General features: G+C 57.2%; 15 protein-coding genes and 1 pseudogene. 11 read left to right on the top strand and 5 right to left on the bottom strand.

Features of this window, described 5'->3' with window-relative positions:
* Positions 1 to 44: 44 nt before the first annotated feature.
* From glmU to BLM14_RS09120, 4 genes are all read left to right on the top strand, one after another.
* Entirely contained in the window at positions 45 to 1,406 is a 1,362-nt protein-coding gene (gene glmU, locus BLM14_RS09135) for a bifunctional UDP-N-acetylglucosamine diphosphorylase/glucosamine-1-phosphate N-acetyltransferase GlmU (RefSeq protein WP_099999076.1), read from the top strand.
* Positions 1,407 to 1,515: 109 nt separating this feature from the next.
* On the top strand, positions 1,516 to 3,339 hold the full coding sequence (gene glmS, locus BLM14_RS09130; protein ID WP_099999075.1) for a glutamine--fructose-6-phosphate transaminase (isomerizing): 1,824 nt from the start codon (positions 1,516 to 1,518) through the stop codon (positions 3,337 to 3,339).
* Positions 3,340 to 3,393: 54 nt separating this feature from the next.
* The gene (locus BLM14_RS09125; protein WP_099999074.1) at positions 3,394 to 3,849 is read left to right on the top strand and encodes a cupin domain-containing protein; all 456 of its coding nucleotides are present in this window, start codon (positions 3,394 to 3,396) and stop codon (positions 3,847 to 3,849) included.
* A 43-nt stretch (positions 3,850 to 3,892) separates the two neighbouring features.
* Positions 3,893 to 4,120 carry a hypothetical protein gene (locus tag BLM14_RS09120; protein WP_099999073.1) on the top strand — a complete coding sequence of 76 codons (228 nt, stop codon included), beginning with the start codon at positions 3,893 to 3,895 and terminating at the stop codon, positions 4,118 to 4,120.
* Here the strand turns inward: BLM14_RS09120 and recG are convergent.
* On the bottom strand, positions 4,117 to 6,225 hold the full coding sequence (gene recG, locus BLM14_RS09115) for an ATP-dependent DNA helicase RecG (RefSeq protein WP_099999072.1): 2,109 nt from the start codon (positions 6,223 to 6,225) through the stop codon (positions 4,117 to 4,119). The two genes, BLM14_RS09120 and recG, sit on opposite strands and share 4 nt — an antisense overlap.
* Positions 6,226 to 6,342: 117 nt before the next feature.
* Between recG and BLM14_RS09110 the strand changes: the two genes are divergently transcribed.
* Together BLM14_RS09110 and mfd are read left to right on the top strand one after the other, a co-directional pair.
* Positions 6,343 to 6,630 carry an FAD assembly factor SdhE gene (locus tag BLM14_RS09110; protein ID WP_099999071.1) on the top strand — a complete coding sequence of 96 codons (288 nt, stop codon included), beginning with the start codon at positions 6,343 to 6,345 and terminating at the stop codon, positions 6,628 to 6,630.
* A 7-nt stretch (positions 6,631 to 6,637) separates the two neighbouring features.
* Positions 6,638 to 10,138, top strand: coding sequence for a transcription-repair coupling factor (mfd, locus tag BLM14_RS09105; protein WP_099999070.1), 3,501 nt, complete (start codon positions 6,638 to 6,640; stop codon positions 10,136 to 10,138).
* 24 nt (positions 10,139 to 10,162) lie between these two features.
* On the opposite strand, the gene BLM14_RS09100 is transcribed toward mfd, so the two are convergent.
* Positions 10,163 to 10,828, bottom strand: coding sequence for a DsbA family oxidoreductase (locus tag BLM14_RS09100; protein ID WP_099999069.1), 666 nt, complete (start codon positions 10,826 to 10,828; stop codon positions 10,163 to 10,165).
* Positions 10,829 to 10,837: 9 nt separating this feature from the next.
* Complete coding sequence (locus BLM14_RS09095) at positions 10,838 to 12,655, bottom strand: extracellular solute-binding protein (RefSeq protein WP_099999068.1); 1,818 nt, start codon at positions 12,653 to 12,655, stop codon at positions 10,838 to 10,840.
* 272 nt (positions 12,656 to 12,927) lie between these two features.
* On the opposite strand from BLM14_RS09095, the gene BLM14_RS09090 reads away from it, so the two are divergent.
* Positions 12,928 to 13,548: an invasion associated locus B family protein gene (locus tag BLM14_RS09090; protein ID WP_099999067.1), complete on the top strand. Its 621-nt coding sequence runs from the start codon at positions 12,928 to 12,930 to the stop codon at positions 13,546 to 13,548.
* Between the two features lie 48 nt (positions 13,549 to 13,596).
* Here the strand turns inward: BLM14_RS09090 and hspQ are convergent, their stop codons facing one another.
* On the bottom strand, positions 13,597 to 13,929 hold the full coding sequence (gene hspQ / locus BLM14_RS09085; RefSeq protein ID WP_100001160.1) for a heat shock protein HspQ: 333 nt from the start codon (positions 13,927 to 13,929) through the stop codon (positions 13,597 to 13,599).
* 100 nt (positions 13,930 to 14,029) lie between these two features.
* On the opposite strand from hspQ, the gene BLM14_RS09080 reads away from it, so the two are divergent.
* Both BLM14_RS09080 and BLM14_RS09075 read left to right on the top strand, forming a co-directional pair.
* Positions 14,030 to 14,974 (top strand): AEC family transporter, encoded by a 945-nt coding sequence (locus BLM14_RS09080; RefSeq protein WP_099999066.1) that lies wholly within the window; start codon positions 14,030 to 14,032, stop codon positions 14,972 to 14,974.
* Between the two features lie 153 nt (positions 14,975 to 15,127).
* Entirely contained in the window at positions 15,128 to 16,474 is a 1,347-nt protein-coding gene (locus tag BLM14_RS09075) for an Nramp family divalent metal transporter (protein ID WP_099999065.1), read from the top strand.
* A gap of 1 nt (position 16,475) precedes the next feature.
* Here the strand turns inward: BLM14_RS09075 and BLM14_RS09070 are convergent, their stop codons facing one another.
* Positions 16,476 to 17,678, bottom strand: a complete 1,203-nt coding sequence (locus tag BLM14_RS09070) for a UbiH/UbiF family hydroxylase (RefSeq protein ID WP_099999064.1) — start codon at positions 17,676 to 17,678, stop codon at positions 16,476 to 16,478.
* 192 nt (positions 17,679 to 17,870) lie between these two features.
* Here BLM14_RS09070 and pcsA point away from each other — a divergent pair, with 192 nt between their 5' ends.
* Positions 17,871 to 18,593 (top strand): phosphatidylcholine synthase, encoded by a 723-nt coding sequence (gene pcsA / locus BLM14_RS09065; RefSeq protein WP_099999063.1) that lies wholly within the window; start codon positions 17,871 to 17,873, stop codon positions 18,591 to 18,593.
* Positions 18,593 to 19,570 (top strand): annotated as a pseudogene (locus BLM14_RS09060) (quinone oxidoreductase family protein). The gene pcsA and the pseudogene BLM14_RS09060 overlap by 1 nt, the downstream one beginning before the upstream one ends.
* Positions 19,571 to 19,594 lie beyond the last annotated feature (24 nt).

The following is a 19,594-nucleotide window of genomic DNA, read 5'->3' as shown; positions in this document are numbered from 1 at the left end:
GCGCGATATTGCCCCTAGCCCGAAACGAACCTGGAAGTCTGACGATGGCCTCACGTTCCTGCCTCACGGTTATTCTCGCTGCCGGTGAGGGTACGCGCATGAAATCCTCCCTGCCAAAAGTTCTGCACCCCATAGCCGGTCTGCCGATCGTCGCCCACGTGGCCAAGGCGGTGCATGGAGCAGGCGGCAGCGATATCGCGCTTGTGGTTGGCCGCGGCGCTGAAAAGGTCGAGGCGGCAGTTCGTTCCATCGTTGCCAATGTGACCGTGCATGAGCAGACGGAACGGCTGGGAACAGGCCACGCGGTTCTTGCGGCACGCGAGGCCATCGCCGCCGGATACGACGATATGCTGGTGGTTTTTGGCGATACGCCGCTGGTTGAGACGGCCGCTCTGGAGCAGGCGAGGGCAAAACTTGCCGAAGGGGCAGATGTCGTTGTCATGGGCTTTCGACCCGGCAATCCGCAAGGCTATGGCCGCCTGATCGAGCAGGATGGCCGCCTGATCGCGATTCGCGAGGAAAAAGATGCGAGCGAAGCCGAAAAGAAGATTGGCTTCTGCAATGGCGGGCTCATGGCCCTGCGCGGCGACAGCGCATTGCCGCTGCTCGGCAAGATCACAAACAGCAACGCCAAGGGCGAATATTATCTCACCGATGTGGTAGAAATTGCCAATGCGGCCGGCAAATCCGTTGTTGCCATCGAGATCTCGCCGGACAATGTGATCGGCATCAATACAAGGGCTGAACTCGCAGAAGCCGAGGCGATCTGGCAGAACCGCAAACGCCGCGCCATGATGCTGGCCGGCGTGACCATTCAGGCGCCTGAAACGGTGTTCTTTGCCCACGATACGCTCATCGAAGCCGATGTGATCCTTGAGCCGAATATCGTGTTCGGGCCTGGTGTCTCGATCGCCAGTGGCGCAATTATCCATGCGTTTTCGCATCTGGAAGGCGCGAAAGTTGGCCCGAATGCCACTGTCGGACCGTTTGGCCGCCTGCGTCCCGGTGCCGATCTTTCTGCGAAGGCAAAGGTCGGCAATTTCGTCGAGGTGAAAAACGCGAAGATTGGCGTTGGTGCCAAGATCAGCCATTTGACTTACATTGGTGACGCGACCGTTGGCGCCGATGCGAATGTCGGCGCGGGCACGATCACCTGCAACTATGACGGCTATAACAAGGCGCTGACAGAAATCGGCGCCAATGTCTTCGTCGGGTCGAATAGCTCGCTGGTTGCGCCGGTTTCCATTGGCGATAACGCCTATATCGCCTCGGGCAGCGTAATCACGGCGAATGTGCCTGCGGATGCGCTTGCGTTTGGCCGGGCGCGGCAGGAGATCAAGGAGGGCCGGGCGGTGCAATTGCGCGCGCGCTACGCCGCCCAGAAACTAGCCAAGAAGGCGGACTAGATCAGCCGCCATTGTTCATGCAAGATTGCGCAATGGAAAGTGACTTTCCGCCCAGGTGAATTTGCCATAGGCGGGAGCGATAAGAGAACTTGGGGCATCGGAGTTTTTCATGTGTGGGATCGTAGGAATTATCGGGCGGGAACAGGTCGCGCCGCTGCTGGTGGATGCACTCAAGCAGCTTGAGTATCGCGGCTATGATTCTGCCGGGGTGGCAACGCTCCAGGACGGCGTGCTTGATCGCCGCCGGGCCGAAGGCAAGCTGGTCAATCTCGACAAATTGCTGAAAGAAAACCCGCTTGGGGGCACGATCGGTCTTGGCCATACGCGTTGGGCGACGCACGGTGCACCGACTGTGCGCAATGCGCATCCGCACACAACGCCGCGTCTGGCCGTCATTCACAACGGCATCATCGAGAATTTCGCTGAACTGCGTGCCATGCTTGAAAAGGATGGCTATGTCTTCGAAACCGAGACCGACACGGAGACTGTGGCGCATCTCGTAACGCGTGCCCTCGATCGCGGGCTTGACCCGGTTGAGGCGGTCCGTGAGACGCTGCCGCAGCTGCGCGGCGCCTTTGCCATTGCGATCATGTTCAAGGGCGAGGACGATCTGCTGATCGCCGCCCGCAATGGACCGCCACTGGCGGTCGGCTACGGCGATGGCGAGATGTATCTCGGCTCCGATGCCATTGCGCTTGCGCCCTTCACGGACAGCCTTTCCTATCTGGAGGATGGCGACTGGGCGGTTCTGACCCGCAGCGGTGTTGTGATCTACGACGAGACCGGCGCAACCGTCGAACGCCCTGTTCAGAAATCTGCCGGCACCGCGTTTCTGGTCAGCAAGGGCAATCACCGGCATTTCATGGAAAAGGAAATCCATGAGCAGCCGGAGGTCATCTCGCACACACTGGCGAACTATCTCGATTTCTCCAAAGGCACAATTCGCACCGACGCAGCACCCATCGATTTCGCCAAGATCGACCGCATTGCAGCTTCGGCCTGCGGTACGGCTTATTATGCCGGGCTGATAGGCAAATACTGGTTCGAGCGCATTGCCCGGCTGCCCGTCGATATCGATGTGGCGTCAGAATTCCGCTACCGTGAAATGCCGCTTTCCAAGGACAGTCTTGCGCTCTTCGTCTCGCAGTCCGGCGAGACTGCGGATACGCTGGCATCGCTGCGCTATTGCAAGCAGCAGGGCCTGACCATCGGTACCATCGTTAACGTTCGGGAATCGACGATGGCGCGTGAGTCCAACACGGTGTTTCCGACCCTTGCCGGACCGGAAGTCGGCGTTGCGTCAACCAAGGCATTCACTTGCCAATTGGCCGTGCTGGCATCGCTGGCCGTTGCAGCGGGCAAGATGCGCGGTACGATCAACGAGGACGAGGAGCGGCAGCTTGTGCGCGAACTCTCCGAAATACCACGCTATGCCAATCAGGCGCTGCGGCTAGAACCGCAGATCGAGGCAATCAGCCGCGATCTCAGCCAGGTGAAACATGTGCTTTATCTCGGTCGTGGCACGAGTTTCCCGCTCGCGCTTGAGGGAGCGCTGAAGCTCAAGGAAATCTCCTATATTCATGCTGAAGGATATGCGGCTGGCGAGCTCAAACATGGACCGATTGCGCTAATCGATGAATCCATGCCGGTCATCGTTATCGCTCCATATGATCACTGGTTCGAGAAAACCGTTTCGAACATGCAGGAAGTGGCGGCGCGCGGCGGCAAGATCATCCTGATTACGGATGAGAAGGGTGCTGCGGCAAGCACGCTGAAGACGATGCACACGATCGTTTTGCCGGACACGCCCGAGATCATCGCGCCGATCATTTACGCGCTGCCGATCCAGATGCTGGCTTACTACACGGCCGTCTTCATGGGGACGGACGTGGATCAGCCGCGCAATCTGGCGAAATCGGTGACGGTAGAGTAGCAGGCCCGATTGCGTTACAAAGGGTGACAACAACGGTTGTTTTTGAGAACTGCCATGCCCAAGATTGACGTCGCCGCCGTGCCAAAACACAAAGGCTCGAGCTACCCGCTACCATTCGATGCACCTTGTGCCGAACGTATCCGACAGCGGCTGGGTAACCTCGGTGGGCTCACTGATTTCGGAGTCAATCTCATGCACCTGCCTCCGGGTAATTGGTCGAACCAGCGCCACTGGCATTCGGACGAAGACGAATTCGTCTATGTTCTCGAAGGCGAACTGGTGCTGATCGAAGATGGCGGCGAGACCTTGCTGTGCGCCGGCGATTGCGCGGCTTTTCCGAAAAACTCCGGCAATGGCCATCACATGATCAACAAATCGGCTGCAATGGCGGTTTATCTCGAAGTCGGGACGCGCTCGCCCGCTGACATTACCACCTGCTCCGACATCGACATGATGAGTTCCAACGCCGACGGACGATTCGTGCACAAGGATGGTAGACCTTACACCTAGAGCCCATTTTGACCATATTGACCTATTCTGACGGAGGCATGTTGTGACAAGATTAAGCAAAGACGCGAAGACCCGCACTTTGCGTGCGGGCGAGGGGCTTTGCGCCGGAATTGGCGCAACCGGCCCCGTCCCTTCGGGGTTCCGGCTGGCGGCCACCCACTTTGTCAGCTGGCTTCGTCCGATGAACCACATCGACCTCGCCACCTTCCGCGTGGATTGTCTCGCCAGCCGAGAAACAGAATACGGCCAATATGGCCGGAAAGGGCTCTAGCCTGCGCGGAGCAATCGCACAGCTTCATCTCGTTCGAATAGATAAAGCAGGATGCGCAAGGCTGCGCCGCGGGCACTCTGCAACTCGGGGTCGCGCGCCAGAATATAGCGCGCATCCTTGCGGGCGATTTCCAGGAATTCCTCATGCGCTTCGATGCTGGCAAGCCGGAAACCCGGCGTGCCGGACTGCCGCGTGCCCAGCAGCTCACCTTCGCCGCGCAGTTTCAAATCCTCTTCGGCGATACGGAAGCCGTCTTCTGTTTCGCGCATGATCTTGAGCCGCGCCTGCGCCACCTCGCCAAGCGGTCCCTTGTAGATCAGGAGGCAGGTCGAGGGCTTGTCGCTGCGTCCGACCCGTCCGCGCAACTGGTGCAGCTGGGCGAGACCGAAGCGCTCGGCATGTTCGATGACAATGATCGTTGCATCGGGCACATCCACGCCGACCTCGACCACAGTGGTTGCCACCAGCAGCCGCGTTTCGCCATTCTTGAAGGCGAGCATGGCAGCATCTTTTTCCGGACCGGTCATACGGCCATGGACGAGACCGATTCTGGCGCCGAGCAGTGGCTTCAGTGATTCGAAGCGTTCTTCCGCGGATACAAGATCAACCAGTTCGGATTCCTCGACGAGCGGGCAGATCCAGTAGATTTTCTGACCCTCAGCGATCGCTGTTTTCATACGGTCGACCAATTCGCTCAACCGTTCCATAGGCAGGATGGCGGTGGTAATCGGTCGGCGCCCGGCGGGCTTTTCCGTGAGTTTCGAGACATCCATGTCGCCGAAGGCGGTCAGCACCAGTGTGCGCGGGATCGGGGTCGCCGTCATCACCAGCATGTCCGGAGCAGTACCCTTGGATGTCAGAAGCAGGCGCTGATGCACCCCGAAGCGGTGTTGCTCATCGACAATGACAAGGACCAGGTCATGGTAAGCGACCTTTTCCTGGAATAGCGCGTGCGTGCCAACGATAATATGGATAGCACCAGAGCGCAGCCCCTCCAGAATCTCCTCGCGCTCGCGGCCCTTTTCGCGACCAGTGAGCAATGCGACGCGCAAACCAGCCTTTGTCGCCAATGGCGCGATAGTGGCAAAATGTTGCCGCGCCAGCACCTCGGTCGGCACCATCAGTGCCGATTGCCCGCCTGCCTCTGCGGCGTGGGCCATTGCCAGGAGGCCAACCACGGTTTTGCCGGAGCCGACATCGCCCTGCAGAAGGCGGAGCATGCGTTCCGGTTGGCGTAGGTCGGCGGTGATTTCCTTGATCGCCTGGCTCTGGCTGTTGGTCAACGTGTAGGGCAGGGCTGCAATGATCTTGGCCTTGAGATGGCCATCGCCATCGAGTTTCCGGCCGGAAAGCCGCTTTGTTTTCTGCCGGACCAGTGCCAAAGCCAGCTGACCGGCAAGAAACTCGTCATAAGCAAGCCGCTGCCGTGCCGGATGATCCAGCGCAATATCGCCCGGATCTTGCGGATTGTGCAGGGTTTGAAGTGCCTGGCGGTGCGATGGCAAGCCATATTTATCGAGGACCGGTGGATCGATCCATTCCGGCATTTCCGGCGCCTTGGCAAGCGCCTCCTGAACGCCGCGCGCCAGCACTTTCGGCGAAAGTCCCGCAGTCAGGGGGTAGACGGGTTCCACAAGCGGAAGCGACGCCATGTCGTCGATGCTGGCGATATGATCCGGATGGACCATGGTTGGGCGGCCATTGAACCATTCCATCGTGCCGGAAACGATGACAGTTTCCCCCACCGGCATGACCTTCTCGAGCCACGCCTGCTTGGCGTGAAAGAAAGTGAGACCGATTTCCCCGGTATCGTCATGGGCAAAGACACGATAGGGGACATTGCTGCGCCCGCTTGGGCTCGGGTGATGGCGGTCGATGCGTACTTCCAGCGTGACAATCGCGCCTTCCGGGGCGTAGGCGATCCCTGGGCGGTTACGGCGGTCGATGACGTTGTGCGGCGGCAGGTAGACCAGATTGCCGACGCGTGGCTCGGTTCCCGGAGGCTGCGTGCCAAGCAGTGTGGCGAGCAGGCCCGACACTTTCGGCCCTATGCCGGAAAGCGAACGAACGGACGCAAAGAGGGGATCGAGCAGTGACGGGCGCATGTGTAACGTTTAACGCCTTCGATGTGCGTTGCAAGGCTGACAGACGCGACAAGGCAGGCTATACCCAGCCGCATCAAACATTCAGAAGCATTTCACAGACATAGACGGAGCTTGCTCATGACTGGAAGCAGTCGTACCACCGCCGATCTGCAACCAAGGCAGCGAAGAATCCTGTTCCGCTCCTGGCATCGCGGCATGCGCGAGATGGACTTGATTCTGGGGCAATTTGCCGATGCCCATATCGATACCTTGTCCGACGAGGAACTTGACCAATATGAAGCACTGATGGAAGCGCTTGACCGGGACCTATTGAAATGGGTCACGGCAGAGGCCGCAGTTCCCGCCGAATTCGATACGCCGATCTTTCACAAGGTCGTCGCATCCCGTAACGAAATGAAATTCTGAAATCGAAATGACTGCCTTTTCCAAACTCGGATTGAAGCCTGACATCAATGGCCATGTGGTCATCGATGGTGTTGTCGATGGCTATGAAGCCTTTGCACTGGCAAAGGTTGTCGCCGAGGCCGGAACAGGTGGTCCTGTGCTGTTCATTGCCCGCGATGGCCAGCGCGTCGCTGACCTCGAGCAGGTATTGAATTTCGTGCAGCCTGATCTGCCGGTACTGCAGTTGCCGGCCTGGGATTGCCTTCCCTATGATCGTGTATCACCGGGCGCCGATACATCGGCGCGGCGTCTCGCAGCGCTGGCCGGTCTTGCGTCATTGCGGAATCACAAGCATCCGGGCGTCATTTTGGCGACAGCCAATGCGGTTTTGCAAAAACTACCGCCGCGCAAAGTACTCACTGAACAGCTTTTCATGGCGAAGCCGGGCAATAGAATTGACATGAATTCGCTTGTGCAACGCCTTGAAAGCAATGGTTTTGAACGTGTGCCAACCGTCCGCGATGTGGGTGAATATGCCGTGCGCGGTGGCATTCTAGATCTCTTCGCACCGGGCGCCGACGAGCCGCTGCGGCTCGATTTCTTCGGCGATACGCTCGAAACAATCCGTACTTTCGATCCGGCGTCGCAACGCACGTCGAGCCAGAAGACTGAATTCTCCATGCAGCCGATGAGCGAAATCACGCTGTCGCCGGAGATCATCAGCTACTTCCGCTCGCAATATGTCCAGACGTTTGGTGCCCCGTCGCGCGACGACGCGCTTTATCAGTCGATTTCGGAAGGCCGGCGTTTTGCCGGAATGGAACATTGGCTGCCGCTTTTCTATGACAGGCTGGAGACGGTATTCGATCACGCGGGAAATATGCCGGTGGTCTTCGACCATCTCGCGCATGAATCCATGGCCGAGCGCCACAAGATGGTGCTGGATCACTACGAAGCGCGCAGGCGGCAGTCCGACGGCAAGGAACCCGGGGATGTCATTCCGTACAAGCCGGTGGAGCCGGGCTCGCTCTATCTGACGCCTGTTGAGGTCGAAGCAGCCGCTGTCGCATCGGGCATGCGGATCGATTTCACGCCATTCGACGCACCATTTGTGACGGGTCGGGCGGTCATTCATGCCGGCGCGCATCGAGGACGGACATTCGTCGAAGAACGGACAGCAAAGGATACCAATGTCTTCGACAGCGTGGTCAAGCATATTGCCGACGAGCGCGCTGCAGGCAAGAAAGTGCTGCTGGCGGCACGGAGTGAGGGCACGCGGGACCGCCTGGTGCAGGTCCTGAACGAACACGGTCTGGAAAAGATCGAGCTGGTCGATGATCTGCGGACCGTGAAGGCACTTGCCCGCGACAAGATCACTGCGGGCATTCTCTCACTTGAAACAGGCTTCGACGCAGGTGAACTGGTTGTCGTCGCGGAGCAGGACATTCTCGGCGACCGGCTGATCCGTCATTCCAAGCGCCGCAAGCGCGACAGGGATTTCATCAGCGAAGTTGCAGCGCTGAACGCAGGCGACATCGTCGTGCATGTGGATCACGGTATTGGCCGCTTTATCGGTTTGAAGACGATCACTGCCGCCGGAGCTCCACATGATTGTCTTGAACTTCACTATGCGGGCGATGACAGACTATTCCTGCCGGTGGAAAATATCGAGCTATTGTCCAGGTTTGGCTCGGAAACTTCAACCGCTGTCCTAGACAAACTCGGTGGTGGTGCCTGGCAGGCACGCAAGGCCAAACTCAAGAAACGCCTGCTCGACATTGCAGGCCATCTTATCCGCATTGCCGCGGAACGGCAGATGCGCGGTGCGCCGATCCTGCTGCCGCCGGACGGGCTCTATGGCGAGTTCGCCGCACGGTTCCCCTATGACGAAACGGAAGATCAGGACCGTGCAATCGATGCCGTGATCGACGATCTGTCGCTGGGGAAGCCGATGGACCGGCTGATTTGCGGCGATGTGGGCTTCGGCAAGACGGAAGTGGCGTTGCGCGCGGCGTTCGTTGCGGCACTGAACGGCGTGCAGGTTGCCGTCGTGGTACCGACGACGCTTTTGTCGCGCCAGCATTTCAAGACATTTTCCTCGCGTTTTCAGGGACTGCCAGTCAATGTGGCTCAGGCCTCGCGCCTCGTTGGTTCGAAGGAACTCGCCGAGAACAAGAAAGGCATCGCCGAAGGTCACGTCGATATCGCCGTTGGCACGCATGCGCTGCTCGGGCAGGGCATAAAATTCAAGAATCTCGGCCTTTTGATCATCGACGAGGAGCAGCATTTCGGCGTCAAGCACAAGGAGCGGCTGAAAGAGCTGAAGTCCGACGTGCATGTGCTTACGCTTTCGGCGACACCGATACCGCGCACCTTGCAGCTTGCTTTGACTGGTGTGCGCGAACTTTCGTTGATCACCACGCCGCCCGTGGACCGCATGGCAGTGCGCACCTTCGTCTCACCATTCGATCCGCTTGTCATTCGCGAAACATTGCTGCGCGAGCGCTATCGCGGTGGCCAGAGCTTCTATGTCTGCCCACGCATTTCCGACCTTGACGACATCAAGGCGTTTCTCGATGCCCAGGTACCCGAACTGAAGGTTGCGGTCGCCCATGGCCAGATGGCGCCGGGCGAGCTGGACGACATCATGAACGCCTTCTATGATGGCCAGTACGATGTGTTGCTATCGACGACCATCGTTGAATCCGGGCTCGACATCCCGACCGCCAATACATTGATCATCCACCGCGCGGATATGTTCGGCCTGTCGCAGCTTTACCAGTTGCGCGGGCGTGTCGGCAGGTCGAAGCAGCGCGCCTATGCGCTATTTACGCTACCGGCCAATAAGTTGCTGACGCAGACCGCAGAACGCAGGCTCAAAGTGCTGCAATCGCTCGACACGCTCGGCGCGGGTTTCCAGCTGGCGAGTCATGACATGGATATTCGCGGCGCCGGCAATCTGCTGGGCGAAGAACAGTCAGGCCATATTCGCGAGGTGGGTTTCGAGCTCTATCAGCAAATGCTGGAAGAGGCGGTCGCGGAGATCAAGGGCACCGGCGAAGTCGAGGACGGACACTGGTCGCCGCAGATTTCGATCGGCACCGCCGTCATGATCCCCGAGACTTACGTGCCCGATCTTCAATTGCGCCTTGGGCTGTATCGCCGTCTCGCCGATCTGGAAGAGCTTCAAGAGATTGATGGCTTTGGCGCGGAGATGATCGATCGCTTCGGTCCGCTGCCGGAAGAGGTCCAGCACCTCCTGAAGATCGTTTACATCAAGGCGCTGTGCCGTAGAGCCAATGTCGATAAGCTTGACGCGGGCCCGAAGGGTGTTGTCATCCAGTTCCGCAACAAGACGTTCAACAACCCGGTCGCTCTCGTCAAAATGATCGGCGAGCAGGGTGCCATGGCCAAGATCCGGCCGGATCAAAGCATCGTCTTGGTGCGTGACTGGCCGACAGCCGAGAAGCGGCTCAACGGTGCGGCAGTCGTGATGACGCAACTGGCCAAGCTTTCCGAAGCTGCATAGATGGCGGCGGGTTGCGGTAAGCGGTCAGACGTGGCGTGGCTCGAAACCATCTGCCGTTTGGCGGATAGCATCGGCCAGCGCGTCGGCTGACTGCGCGCCCATGACTGCATATTTCTGATCCAGAATGAAGCAGGGAACGCCACGCACACCTATCTGGTTGGCTGTGTCGATTTCCTGCTGGACACCGACGGTATCCGCATCGGTCGGCAACAGGCTGGCAACAATGGCAACGTCCATGCCTGCTTCTTCAGCGGCTTCCAGCAGGATCTGATGGTCGCCAATATTCTTTCCCTGCTCAAAGTAGTAGGAAAAGAGAATGCCGACGACTTTGTCCTGAACGTTGGGATTCGCCTGTGACGCCCAGCGGATCAGGCGGTGCGCATCCAGTGTATTCGGGCTGATTTGGATCGCTTCGAAGTCAAACTCGATACCGGCTTCCTTGCCAAGTTCGATCAATTGCTGGTGGATCTCAAAAATCCGGTCGGAACTGCCGAATTTCTCCTGCATGTAGCGATTACGATCCTTGCCCTGGCGCGGAATGCTGGGATCGAGCTGGAACGGCCGCCAGTTCACGGCCACGTCGAGATCCGGGTTGAGGGCGAGCGCGTTTTCCAGCCGCTTGCGGCCGAGAAAACACCAGGGGCAAACGACATCCGACACCACGTCAATTGTGAATTTCTTATCAGCCATAACTTCAACCTATCGTTTGTCAGACCACCACGACGTAAACTGGTAGCCGTTGAGAGATGTCTTGTCCGGGTGCTTGATATGCGACCAGCGGGCAACCCATTGGGCCGGTTGATAATAGATCGGTACGAAATAGTTGCCGGAGATCAGCACCCTATCCAGCGCCCGTACCGTACTTGTGAACTCCGCCTGCTCGCGCGCCGCAAGCATCTTGGAGATCAAGGCATCCACGGCCGGATCAGCAACGCCAGCATAATTGAAACTGCCGTTGGAGTCTCTGGATTGGCTGCTCCAGCGCCTGAACTGTTCAAAGCCGGGTGAAAGCGTTCCGGAATAGGCTCCGAGAATGACGTCATAGTCGAAGGTCTCAAGGCGCTTTTGATACTGGGCATCATCTACCGTGCGGATGATGACCCCAATGCCGAGGCGCTCAAGTGTGCGTTTATAAGCAAGGCCAAGACGCTCTTCGGCGACAGAGCGCGTGAGAATTTCAAACGTCAACGGCGTGCCGTCCGGATCAAGCAGTGTTTCATCCTTGATCGAGTAGCCCTTGCTCATCAGCACATCATATGCCCGCTTCATCTCTTTGCGGTCGCGGCCGGAACCGTCTGTCTTTGCCGGTTCGTATGTCCCGTCCATAACATCAGGTAAAACCGCATCGGGGTAGGGCGCCAAGAGCGCGCGCTCTGTTGCATCGGTCGGTTTACCCAAAGCCGACAGCTCCGAACCCTGCCAATAGCTGCCAAGCCGTTGGTAGCGATTCGCATAGAGATTTCGGTTGGTCCATTCGAAATCGAACATCATGGCAAGAGCGCCACGCACGTCCCGGTCGGCAAATTTGGCGCGTCGCGTATTGAAGGCAAACCCGAACATGTTTGCGGGTGTCTTCGTTTCAAACGTTTCCTGGACGACCCGACCTTCCCTGAAAGCGGGAAAATCATAGGAAGACGCCCACTTGTTGGGATCTCCTTCCATGAAGACGTCAAACACACCTTTCTTGAAGGCTTCGAATTGCGACTGTTCCGTGCGGAAATATTCGACGGTGATCATATCGAAATTGTTGAATCCGCGCCTGCTTGGCACATCCGCCGCCCAATAGTCGGGATTGCGTTTGTAGACGATGCGCTGACCCGGCTGGACCTGCGAGATGGTATAGGGGCCGCTACCCACCGGAACGTTCAGCAGTGACCCGTCGAACTTGTCGCGGTCAATGGCGTGTTTCGGCAAGATTGGCATCAACGCAAGAATGAGCGGAAACTCGCGATCGGCCTTGTCGTTGAACGTGAAGCGGATGCCGTGTTCGCCGATTTTCTCAATGTTCGAGATGCGATCCCTGCGCTGCTTATATTGGGGCAGACCCTTCTCGGCCAGAATATCGAAGGTAAAAATGATGTCGTCAGGCGTAATCGGCTGTCCATCCGACCACTTCGCCTTCGGGTTCAGCGTAAACTCAACCCATGTGCGGTCATCATTGGTCTCTACTTTCTCCGCAAGCAGACCGTACATTGTAAACGGCTCGTCGGCGCTCCGCTGCATAAGCGTTTCGTAGACAAGATTGCCGAATTGCGGATCGTTGAAGATTCCGCGTGCCGTTGTCCGCAGGCTCTTCACCAGGAACGGGTTGAGGCTGTCGAATGTACCGACAACGCCATAGGTGATCGAACCGCCCTTGGGCGCATTGGGATTCACATAGGGAAAATATTGGTAGTCGGCAGGCAAGGCGGGTTCGCCGCGCATGGCAATTCCATATGTGGGCTCGGCAATCGCGGTATTCGCTGTCGAATACATCGCGGCTACAAGCGCCAGAATCTGGAAACTTTTCTTCAACATCGTCTCAACCTTGCGCCCTCAAAGCGGGGATTTATCCTGATTCGTGTCAAAGACTATCATTTGACGACGATTCTGCGGCGTAAGGCGTATAATGGTGCATGCGAATTCATAACACAGCCAAAAGTAGTCTGGATTTGCATTAACATGCAGTGTAACACGGCGTTCGATAACAAGGGTCACTCTGTTGCCGCATTTGGTAACCAAAGCCAGTCAAGCAAACGAGATGATCAAGACACACTTCGGATAAGTGCGCTGAAAGGAACCAGTTGACCATGTCCACCCCAAAGACTTTCGCTGCAACCGCATCCTTCGCGGGTGCCATTGCATTACTCGCCGCCGCGGCAGTACCGGCCACAGCTCAGCAGCAGAGAGCGCCGCAGGGTTGGTTCAAGGTTTGTTCCAAGCAGGAAGAGAATGATATCTGCAACACGCAGAACATCGTGACTGCCGATAGCGGTCAGCTTCTGACTGCCGTCAACCTCATTGAGATCAAGGGCAAGATCAATCGCAAGATTTTCCAGGTTTCCGTTCCGACTGGCCGTCTGATTCCTCCTGGCGTTGGACTCCAGATCAATGGCGGCAAGACGCAGAAGATCGATTACGCCATCTGCTTCCCGGATCGCTGCATCTCTGAAGTTGCCCTGTCCGATGAGCTCCTTGCGTCCTTCAAGAAGGGCAACCAGCTGACGCTGACCTCGGTCAACTTCCAGAACAAGCCCAACCCCATCAATGTTGCCCTGACCGGTTTCACCCAGGCTTATGATGGCCCCGGCATCCAGCAGAACGAGCTCGAACAGCGCCAGAAGACACTCCAGGACGAAGTCCAGAAGCGCCAGAAGGAATTCGAAGACAAGATGAAGGCCGAGCAGGCAAAAGCCAAATCAGGCCAATAAGCAAAAAGGGACGCCTCGAGCGTCCCTTTTTTTGTTGCTGGCAGGACGCTAGTTGATGTGCGGACGTTTTACCCGGTAAACGCCGTTTTCCAGCTTCTCGAACATGTTCTTGATCTGCGGGTGTCTCAACGGGACACCCGTCGTGTCGGGGATCAGGTTCTGCTCCGAGACATAGGCGACATATTCGCTCTCCGCATTTTCGGCAAAGAGATGATAGAAGGGCTGGTCGCGGCGCGGCCTTACGTTCTCAGGAATGGATTGATACCATTCTTCCGTATTATTGAATTCCGGATCGACGTCGAAGATTATACCCCGAAAGGCAAAAATCCGGTGGCTTACCACCTGGCCTATCTTGAATTTTGCATGTCGTATCTGTGTCATTGCCGCCATTCGATATAGATATCTGTTTCCGTCAAATCCCGCGAGTTTAAAAAAGCGCTCCTCCATTCTTCATTCTCGCCGCAATCATCAAAGCTCTGTCATGCTCAACGTCTTCAACCTCGTGCTTCCATTCTTTGGATTGATTTTTCTCGGCTTTTTTGTCGCCCGGATCAATCGCCAACCTTTGGAAGCGCTCGGATGGATGAATACGTTCATCATTTATGTGGCGCTCCCGGCCCTGTTTTTCCAGATCCTTTCGAAGACACCGGTGGCTGAGTTAACGCAGTGGGCATTCATTATCGGCTGTACGGCGTCAACATTCTGTATCTTTCTGGTGATGTTCTTGATCGCTTTTGTGCGAACACGAAAAATCGATGAAAGCACCATTCAGGGTCTTGCCGCAGCCTATGGCAATATTGGTTATATGGGGCCGGCGCTGGCGATCCTGGCCTTCGGTGCACCGGCGGCGGTGCCTGTGGCGCTGATCTTTTGCTTTGACAATACGCTCCATTTTGTCATGGCGCCCCTGATGATGGCGCTTTCCGGCAATGACAAACGCTCTGCGCGCGATCTGGCGAGCGGTGTGCTCCGGAAGATATTCTTCCATCCATTCATCATTGCGACAATTCTTGGCGTGGCTGCCGCGCTTGTCGGCTTCCAGCCGCCCGTTGCCCTCGAAAGGCTGATTGATTTGCTCGCCAAGGCCGCTGCACCATGCGCACTCTTTGCCATGGGTGCGACGCTTGCATTGCGTCCCTTGAAGCGTATCCCCAAGGAACTTTATCTCATTGTTCCGCTTAAACTGTTGTTTCAACCATTGCTGATCTTCTGCATTCTCAGTCTTGCGGGCGATTTCCCGCCAGTCTGGATTTCGACCGCAATGCTTATGGCGGCCTTGCCAACCGCAACCAACGTCTTCGTCATTGCGCACCAGTATGGCGTATGGGTCGAGCGGGCCTCCAGCAGCATTCTTGCCACGACCTTGTTTTCCATCGTGACTCTGACGCTGTGGCTCTATGTCATGACGCATGGATTGATCCGCTAAGGCGGCAAGAGTTGTCCTGAGTTTCTTCTATGAATTGCTTCCATACCGGCATTCAATCGGCTGCTGAGCTTTTCTCACAGGCGGGGGCTTGTGATTACCAATTTTCCATATATATAGTTGCGAATGATTTGCAATTGCGATTAAGGGTTTTTCATGGATCAAGTACGGCAGGCGGCCGACACGCCTGAGGGCTGGCGGCGCGCGAGGGGCGAGGCGTCGCTTTCTGATGTTCATCGTTCAATTGCCGTACGGACAAGCGGACCTGGCTGGCGCCGGGCCGCTGCTTTCGTTGGGCCGGGCTATCTTGTTGCCGTCGGCTATATGGACCCCGGTAACTGGGCTACCTCGCTCGCCGGCGGATCGAAATTCGGTTACACACTGCTTGTCGTCGCGCTCGTTTCCAACATTATGGCGATCGTACTGCAGGCCCTGTGTGCACGTCTTGCTATCGGATCGGGCAGGGACCTTGCACAGGCCTGCCGTGATGCATTTCCGAAGCCGGTTGCCTATTCGCTGTGGTTCCTTGCGGAAATCGCAATCATTGCGACCGATATTGCCGAAGTGATCGGCACGGCCATTGGTCTCAACCTGATCTTTGGCATTCCGCTGGAAATCGGTGTTCTCATCACCGCACTCGACGTCTTCCTTATTCTCTACCTGCAGAAGCTTGGCTTCCGCTGGGTCGAAGCGCTGATCATCACCCTGCTTGGTGTCATCGCGGTCTGCTTTGCCATTCAGATTTTCCTCGCCGATCCGGAATGGGGCGCCGTTATCAGGGGCTTTGCGCCGACGACGGAAATCGTGACGAACCCCGAGATGCTCTATCTCGCGCTAGGTATTCTGGGCGCAACCGTCATGCCGCATAACCTGTATTTGCATTCAGGCATCGTTCAGACCCGCGACTATGGTTCCTCAGTGCCTGAAAGGCGGCAGGCGCTGAAATATGCGACGATAGACTCCACTGTTGCCCTGATGTTTGCCCTGCTGATCAATGCGTCCATCCTCATTCTTGCGGCGGCGACGTTCAACAAAACGGGTCAGACCGGGGTCGCGGAACTTGGCGAGGCGCATTCGCTTCTTGCACCGCTTCTGGGCCTGGCGATAGCGCCGACACTGTTCGGCATTGCCTTGCTCTGCTGCGGCATCAACTCGACCGTTACGGCGACGCTTGCCGGGCAGATCGTGATGGAAGGCTTCCTGCACATCAAGCTGGCACCATGGTTGCGCCGTCTGATCACACGCGGCATTGCGATCATTCCCGCTGCAATTGTCACGATCTGGTACGGCGAAAGCGGAACGGCAAAGCTGTTGATCCTGACACAGGTCGTTTTGAGCCTTCAGCTGTCGTTCGCGGTGTTCCCATTGGTCATGTTCACGGCGAGCAAGGCAAAGATGGGTGCGCTTGTATCACCGCGCTGGCTCTCGGCCTTTGCGATGTTCATTGCAGTCGTCATAGCCCTGTTGAATGTGAAATTGCTCAGCGACTTCGTGTTCGCGTGAACTATTGGTTTTGGGCAGCGTCTTTCCGCGAGAAGCGGAAGCCGCTGCCGGGACGCAATCCTTCGCGCATGACAAAACCACGCAACGGCGAAAAAGTGCGCAAGAGCTCCAGCCCGCCGCTGCGAACCATCTGAACCGGCAGAAAATCCGACAGCAGCGACCTGTTCAACGCATCCACCGCTCCCGTACGCGCGATGATATCCGGGCTGCGCTTGCGGTTATAAGTGGACATGACGTTTGACACGCCGAGATCCGTTGCGTCGTTTGGCAGCGTTTCCAGCAGGGTCTCAACGTCCCTCACGCCGAGATTGAGGCCCTGTGCGCCGATGGGCGGGAAGACGTGGGCAGATTCGCCGGCCAGGAAAACGCGGTTGCGAGCGAAGGATGTCGGGACGAGCCCCGAAAGCGGCCAGCTCTGCGGGTCAACGTCGATGGTCACGGCGCCAAGCATGGATTGCATGCGTTCTTCAACCCGCATGGCCAGCTGATCCCGGGTCAGTTCCAGCAATTCCACAGCGTGCGCCGGTGTCGTCACCCAAACCAGGCTTGAATGTTTCCCCGATAAAGGAACCTGGGTGAACGGCCCATATTCCGTATGAAATTCTGTTGAAATATCATGATGATCGCGCGTGTGGCTAAAGCTCAGCACGGTAGCTGTCTGGTTGTAGCTCCAGGTTCGCGCGGACATTCCGGCAGCCTCGCGCGCTAGCGACGAGCGCCCATCGGCAGCGATGACAATATTGGCAGTGTACATGGAGCCATCGCTGGCTTCGACGGCGATTGCATTCTCAGTCGGATGATAATGGCTGGCAGAGGCGGCAACATGCTTGACCGCCGAGCCCTTCAGCGCGTCGCTCAACACGGAGGTCAAAGTGACGTTCGGAATATTATAGCCGAAGGCGGGCTCATCGATTTCGCTCGCTTCGAAGGATACAGTCGGGCTCCTGATGAGCCGGTTTGTACCATCGATGATACGCATCGTGGTGATCGGTGCAGCGTGAGGTTCAATGCTCTCCCAAAGGCCAATCCGCTCGAGAAACTTGATGGCAGGCACCATCAAGGCGGTTGTGCGCTTGTCATTTCCCTCCGGCACTACACCGAGGCTTATGACATTCTCGAAGGTTTGGCCAATGGCTATCGCGGCGATCAACCCAACGTGCCCAGCCCCAGCAATTACAATCGGATCTGTTCTGGTGCTGGTCATATTCGCCTCCGCTTCCAAGCTGCATCGAGCTTTCAACAGTTTATATCAACTTCATTGCTTGCGCTTTGAACCATTTTCAAGAAAAGCTGATCGCAAATCGTTCGTCATCGATAGGATACAACAGCGAACGATGAATTATCATGCAGCAGATTGGCGCGGACCGTGAAAAAACCAACCTTGCCCAAGGGTGTTATGCCCAAGAAAGTGACGGCACCGCAGGCGAAAGCATTTTCCGTTCATCTGCTGACAGCTTCCGGCTCCTTCCTGGCTTTTCTATCGGTTGTTGCGGCCAGTGAAGAAAGCTGGACGGCCATGTTCTGGTGGCTGGGGCTGGCTCTCTTCGTCGACGGTATCGACGGCCCCATCGCCCGCAAACTCGAAGTCAAATATGTCCTGCCCAACTGGTCAGGCGAACTCCTCGACAACATCATCGACTACATGACCTATGTCCTGATCCCGGCCTTCGCGCTCTATCAGCGCGGCTTCATGGGCGAGGGACTGTCTTTTCTGGCGGCGGCGATCATCGTCGTGTCCAGTGCCATCTACTATGCCGACACCGGCATGAAGACCAAGGAGAACTTCTTCAAGGGGTTCCCCGTCGTCTGGAACATGATCGTTTTCACGCTTTTCATTGTGCGCCCGGGAGAATGGGTGGCCTTTGCCATCGTGCTTGTCTCGGCGATCGTCTCCTTCATGCCGGTCTATTTCCTGCATCCCGTACGCGTACAGAGATTGCGGCCCCTGAACCTCGCGATCTTCTTCCTGTGGTGCGGCTTTGGGGCGATCTCGCTGTTTCAGGAACTGGATTCGCCGGTCTGGGTGCGGATTGGTATTTCGGTGACAGGCGTTTATCTTTTCTGCATCGGTGCCGTAATGCAGGCATTCCCCAATCTTGGACGTACGGAGAAATCGTGATGGTCAAAGCTGTTCGCATTCATCAACTCGGTGGTCCCGATGTCCTGACCTATGAGGATATTTCCGTCCGTGTGCCAGGGCCTGGGGAGGCGCATATCCGCAATGAAGCAATCGGGCTCAACTTCCTCGATGTTTACTACCGAGCCGGCGTCTATCCCTCGCCAAGCCCTTTGCCGTTGATCCCCGGTCACGAGGGCGCCGGCGTGGTGCTGGCAGTCGGTCCGGACATCAAGGATTTGAAGGTTGGCGATCGTGTTGCCTATGCCAATCCGATCGGCGCCTATGCCGAAGAACGGCTTATTCCTGCAGACCGCCTCGTCAAAGTGCCGGATGCGATTCCGCTGAAGCAAGCGGCGTCGATGATGCTGAAAGGGATGACTGCGCAGTATCTCCTGCGGTAGACATTTCCGGTGAAGAAGGGCGATACGATCCTCTTTCACGCTACAGCTGGCGGCGTCGGGCTGATTGCCGGTCAATGGGCCAAGCATCTCGGAGCAACCGTGATCGGCACGGCGGGTTCTGACGAGAAGGTCAAGCTGGCCCTCGACAATGGCTACGACCACGTCATCAATTACAACACCGAGAATTTTGTCGAGCGGGTGAAGGAGCTGACCCACGGCAAGGGTGTCGATGTCGTTTACGATTCGGTCGGCAAGGATACGTTTGACGGCTCGCTCGATTGTCTGCGTCCGCGCGGCATGCTCGTGTGCTTCGGCCAGTCTTCCGGACCGGTTCCGCCGTTCGATCTCGGTATTCTGTCGCGCAAAGGTTCGCTCTATCTGACACGCCCGACACTGTTCGTTTATATTGCAGCACGCGAGGCGCTTGAGGGTGCGGCGAGCGAGCTATTTGATCTGGTGGCGAAAGGCGTCATCCGCATAGATATCGGCCAGAGCTACGCGCTGAAGGATGTCGCAACAGCCCATCGCGATCTTGAAGCAAGGAAAACCACCGGCCCGACGGTGCTCATTCCTTAAGCCGCTGATTATGATGCACGAATA

This window comes from Phyllobacterium zundukense (assembly GCF_002764115.1).
Taxonomy (GTDB): Bacteria; Pseudomonadota; Alphaproteobacteria; order Rhizobiales; family Rhizobiaceae; genus Phyllobacterium; species Phyllobacterium zundukense.
The sequence above is the reverse complement of the archived record's forward strand: the minus strand, read 5'-3'. Positions and strand labels throughout refer to the sequence as shown.

What these genes read in the sequence shown, in the direction of transcription:
- glmU (WP_099999076.1), top strand. Translation starts at nt 45, where the DNA reads ATGGCCTCACGTTCCTGCCTCACGGTTATTCTCGCTGCCGGTGAGGGT.
- glmS (WP_099999075.1), top strand. Translation starts at nt 1,516, where the DNA reads ATGTGTGGGATCGTAGGAATTATCGGGCGGGAACAGGTCGCGCCGCTG.
- BLM14_RS09125 (WP_099999074.1), top strand. Translation starts at nt 3,394, where the DNA reads ATGCCCAAGATTGACGTCGCCGCCGTGCCAAAACACAAAGGCTCGAGC.
- recG (WP_099999072.1), bottom strand. Translation starts at nt 6,225, where the DNA reads ATGCGCCCGTCACTGCTCGATCCCCTCTTTGCGTCCGTTCGTTCGCTT.
- BLM14_RS09110 (WP_099999071.1), top strand. Translation starts at nt 6,343, where the DNA reads ATGACTGGAAGCAGTCGTACCACCGCCGATCTGCAACCAAGGCAGCGA.
- mfd (WP_099999070.1), top strand. Translation starts at nt 6,638, where the DNA reads ATGACTGCCTTTTCCAAACTCGGATTGAAGCCTGACATCAATGGCCAT.
- BLM14_RS09100 (WP_099999069.1), bottom strand. Translation starts at nt 10,828, where the DNA reads ATGGCTGATAAGAAATTCACAATTGACGTGGTGTCGGATGTCGTTTGC.
- BLM14_RS09095 (WP_099999068.1), bottom strand. Translation starts at nt 12,655, where the DNA reads ATGTTGAAGAAAAGTTTCCAGATTCTGGCGCTTGTAGCCGCGATGTAT.
- BLM14_RS09090 (WP_099999067.1), top strand. Translation starts at nt 12,928, where the DNA reads ATGTCCACCCCAAAGACTTTCGCTGCAACCGCATCCTTCGCGGGTGCC.
- hspQ (WP_100001160.1), bottom strand. Translation starts at nt 13,929, where the DNA reads ATGACACAGATACGACATGCAAAATTCAAGATAGGCCAGGTGGTAAGC.
- BLM14_RS09080 (WP_099999066.1), top strand. Translation starts at nt 14,030, where the DNA reads ATGCTCAACGTCTTCAACCTCGTGCTTCCATTCTTTGGATTGATTTTT.
- BLM14_RS09075 (WP_099999065.1), top strand. Translation starts at nt 15,128, where the DNA reads ATGGATCAAGTACGGCAGGCGGCCGACACGCCTGAGGGCTGGCGGCGC.
- BLM14_RS09070 (WP_099999064.1), bottom strand. Translation starts at nt 17,678, where the DNA reads ATGACCAGCACCAGAACAGATCCGATTGTAATTGCTGGGGCTGGGCAC.
- pcsA (WP_099999063.1), top strand. Translation starts at nt 17,871, where the DNA reads ATGCCCAAGAAAGTGACGGCACCGCAGGCGAAAGCATTTTCCGTTCAT.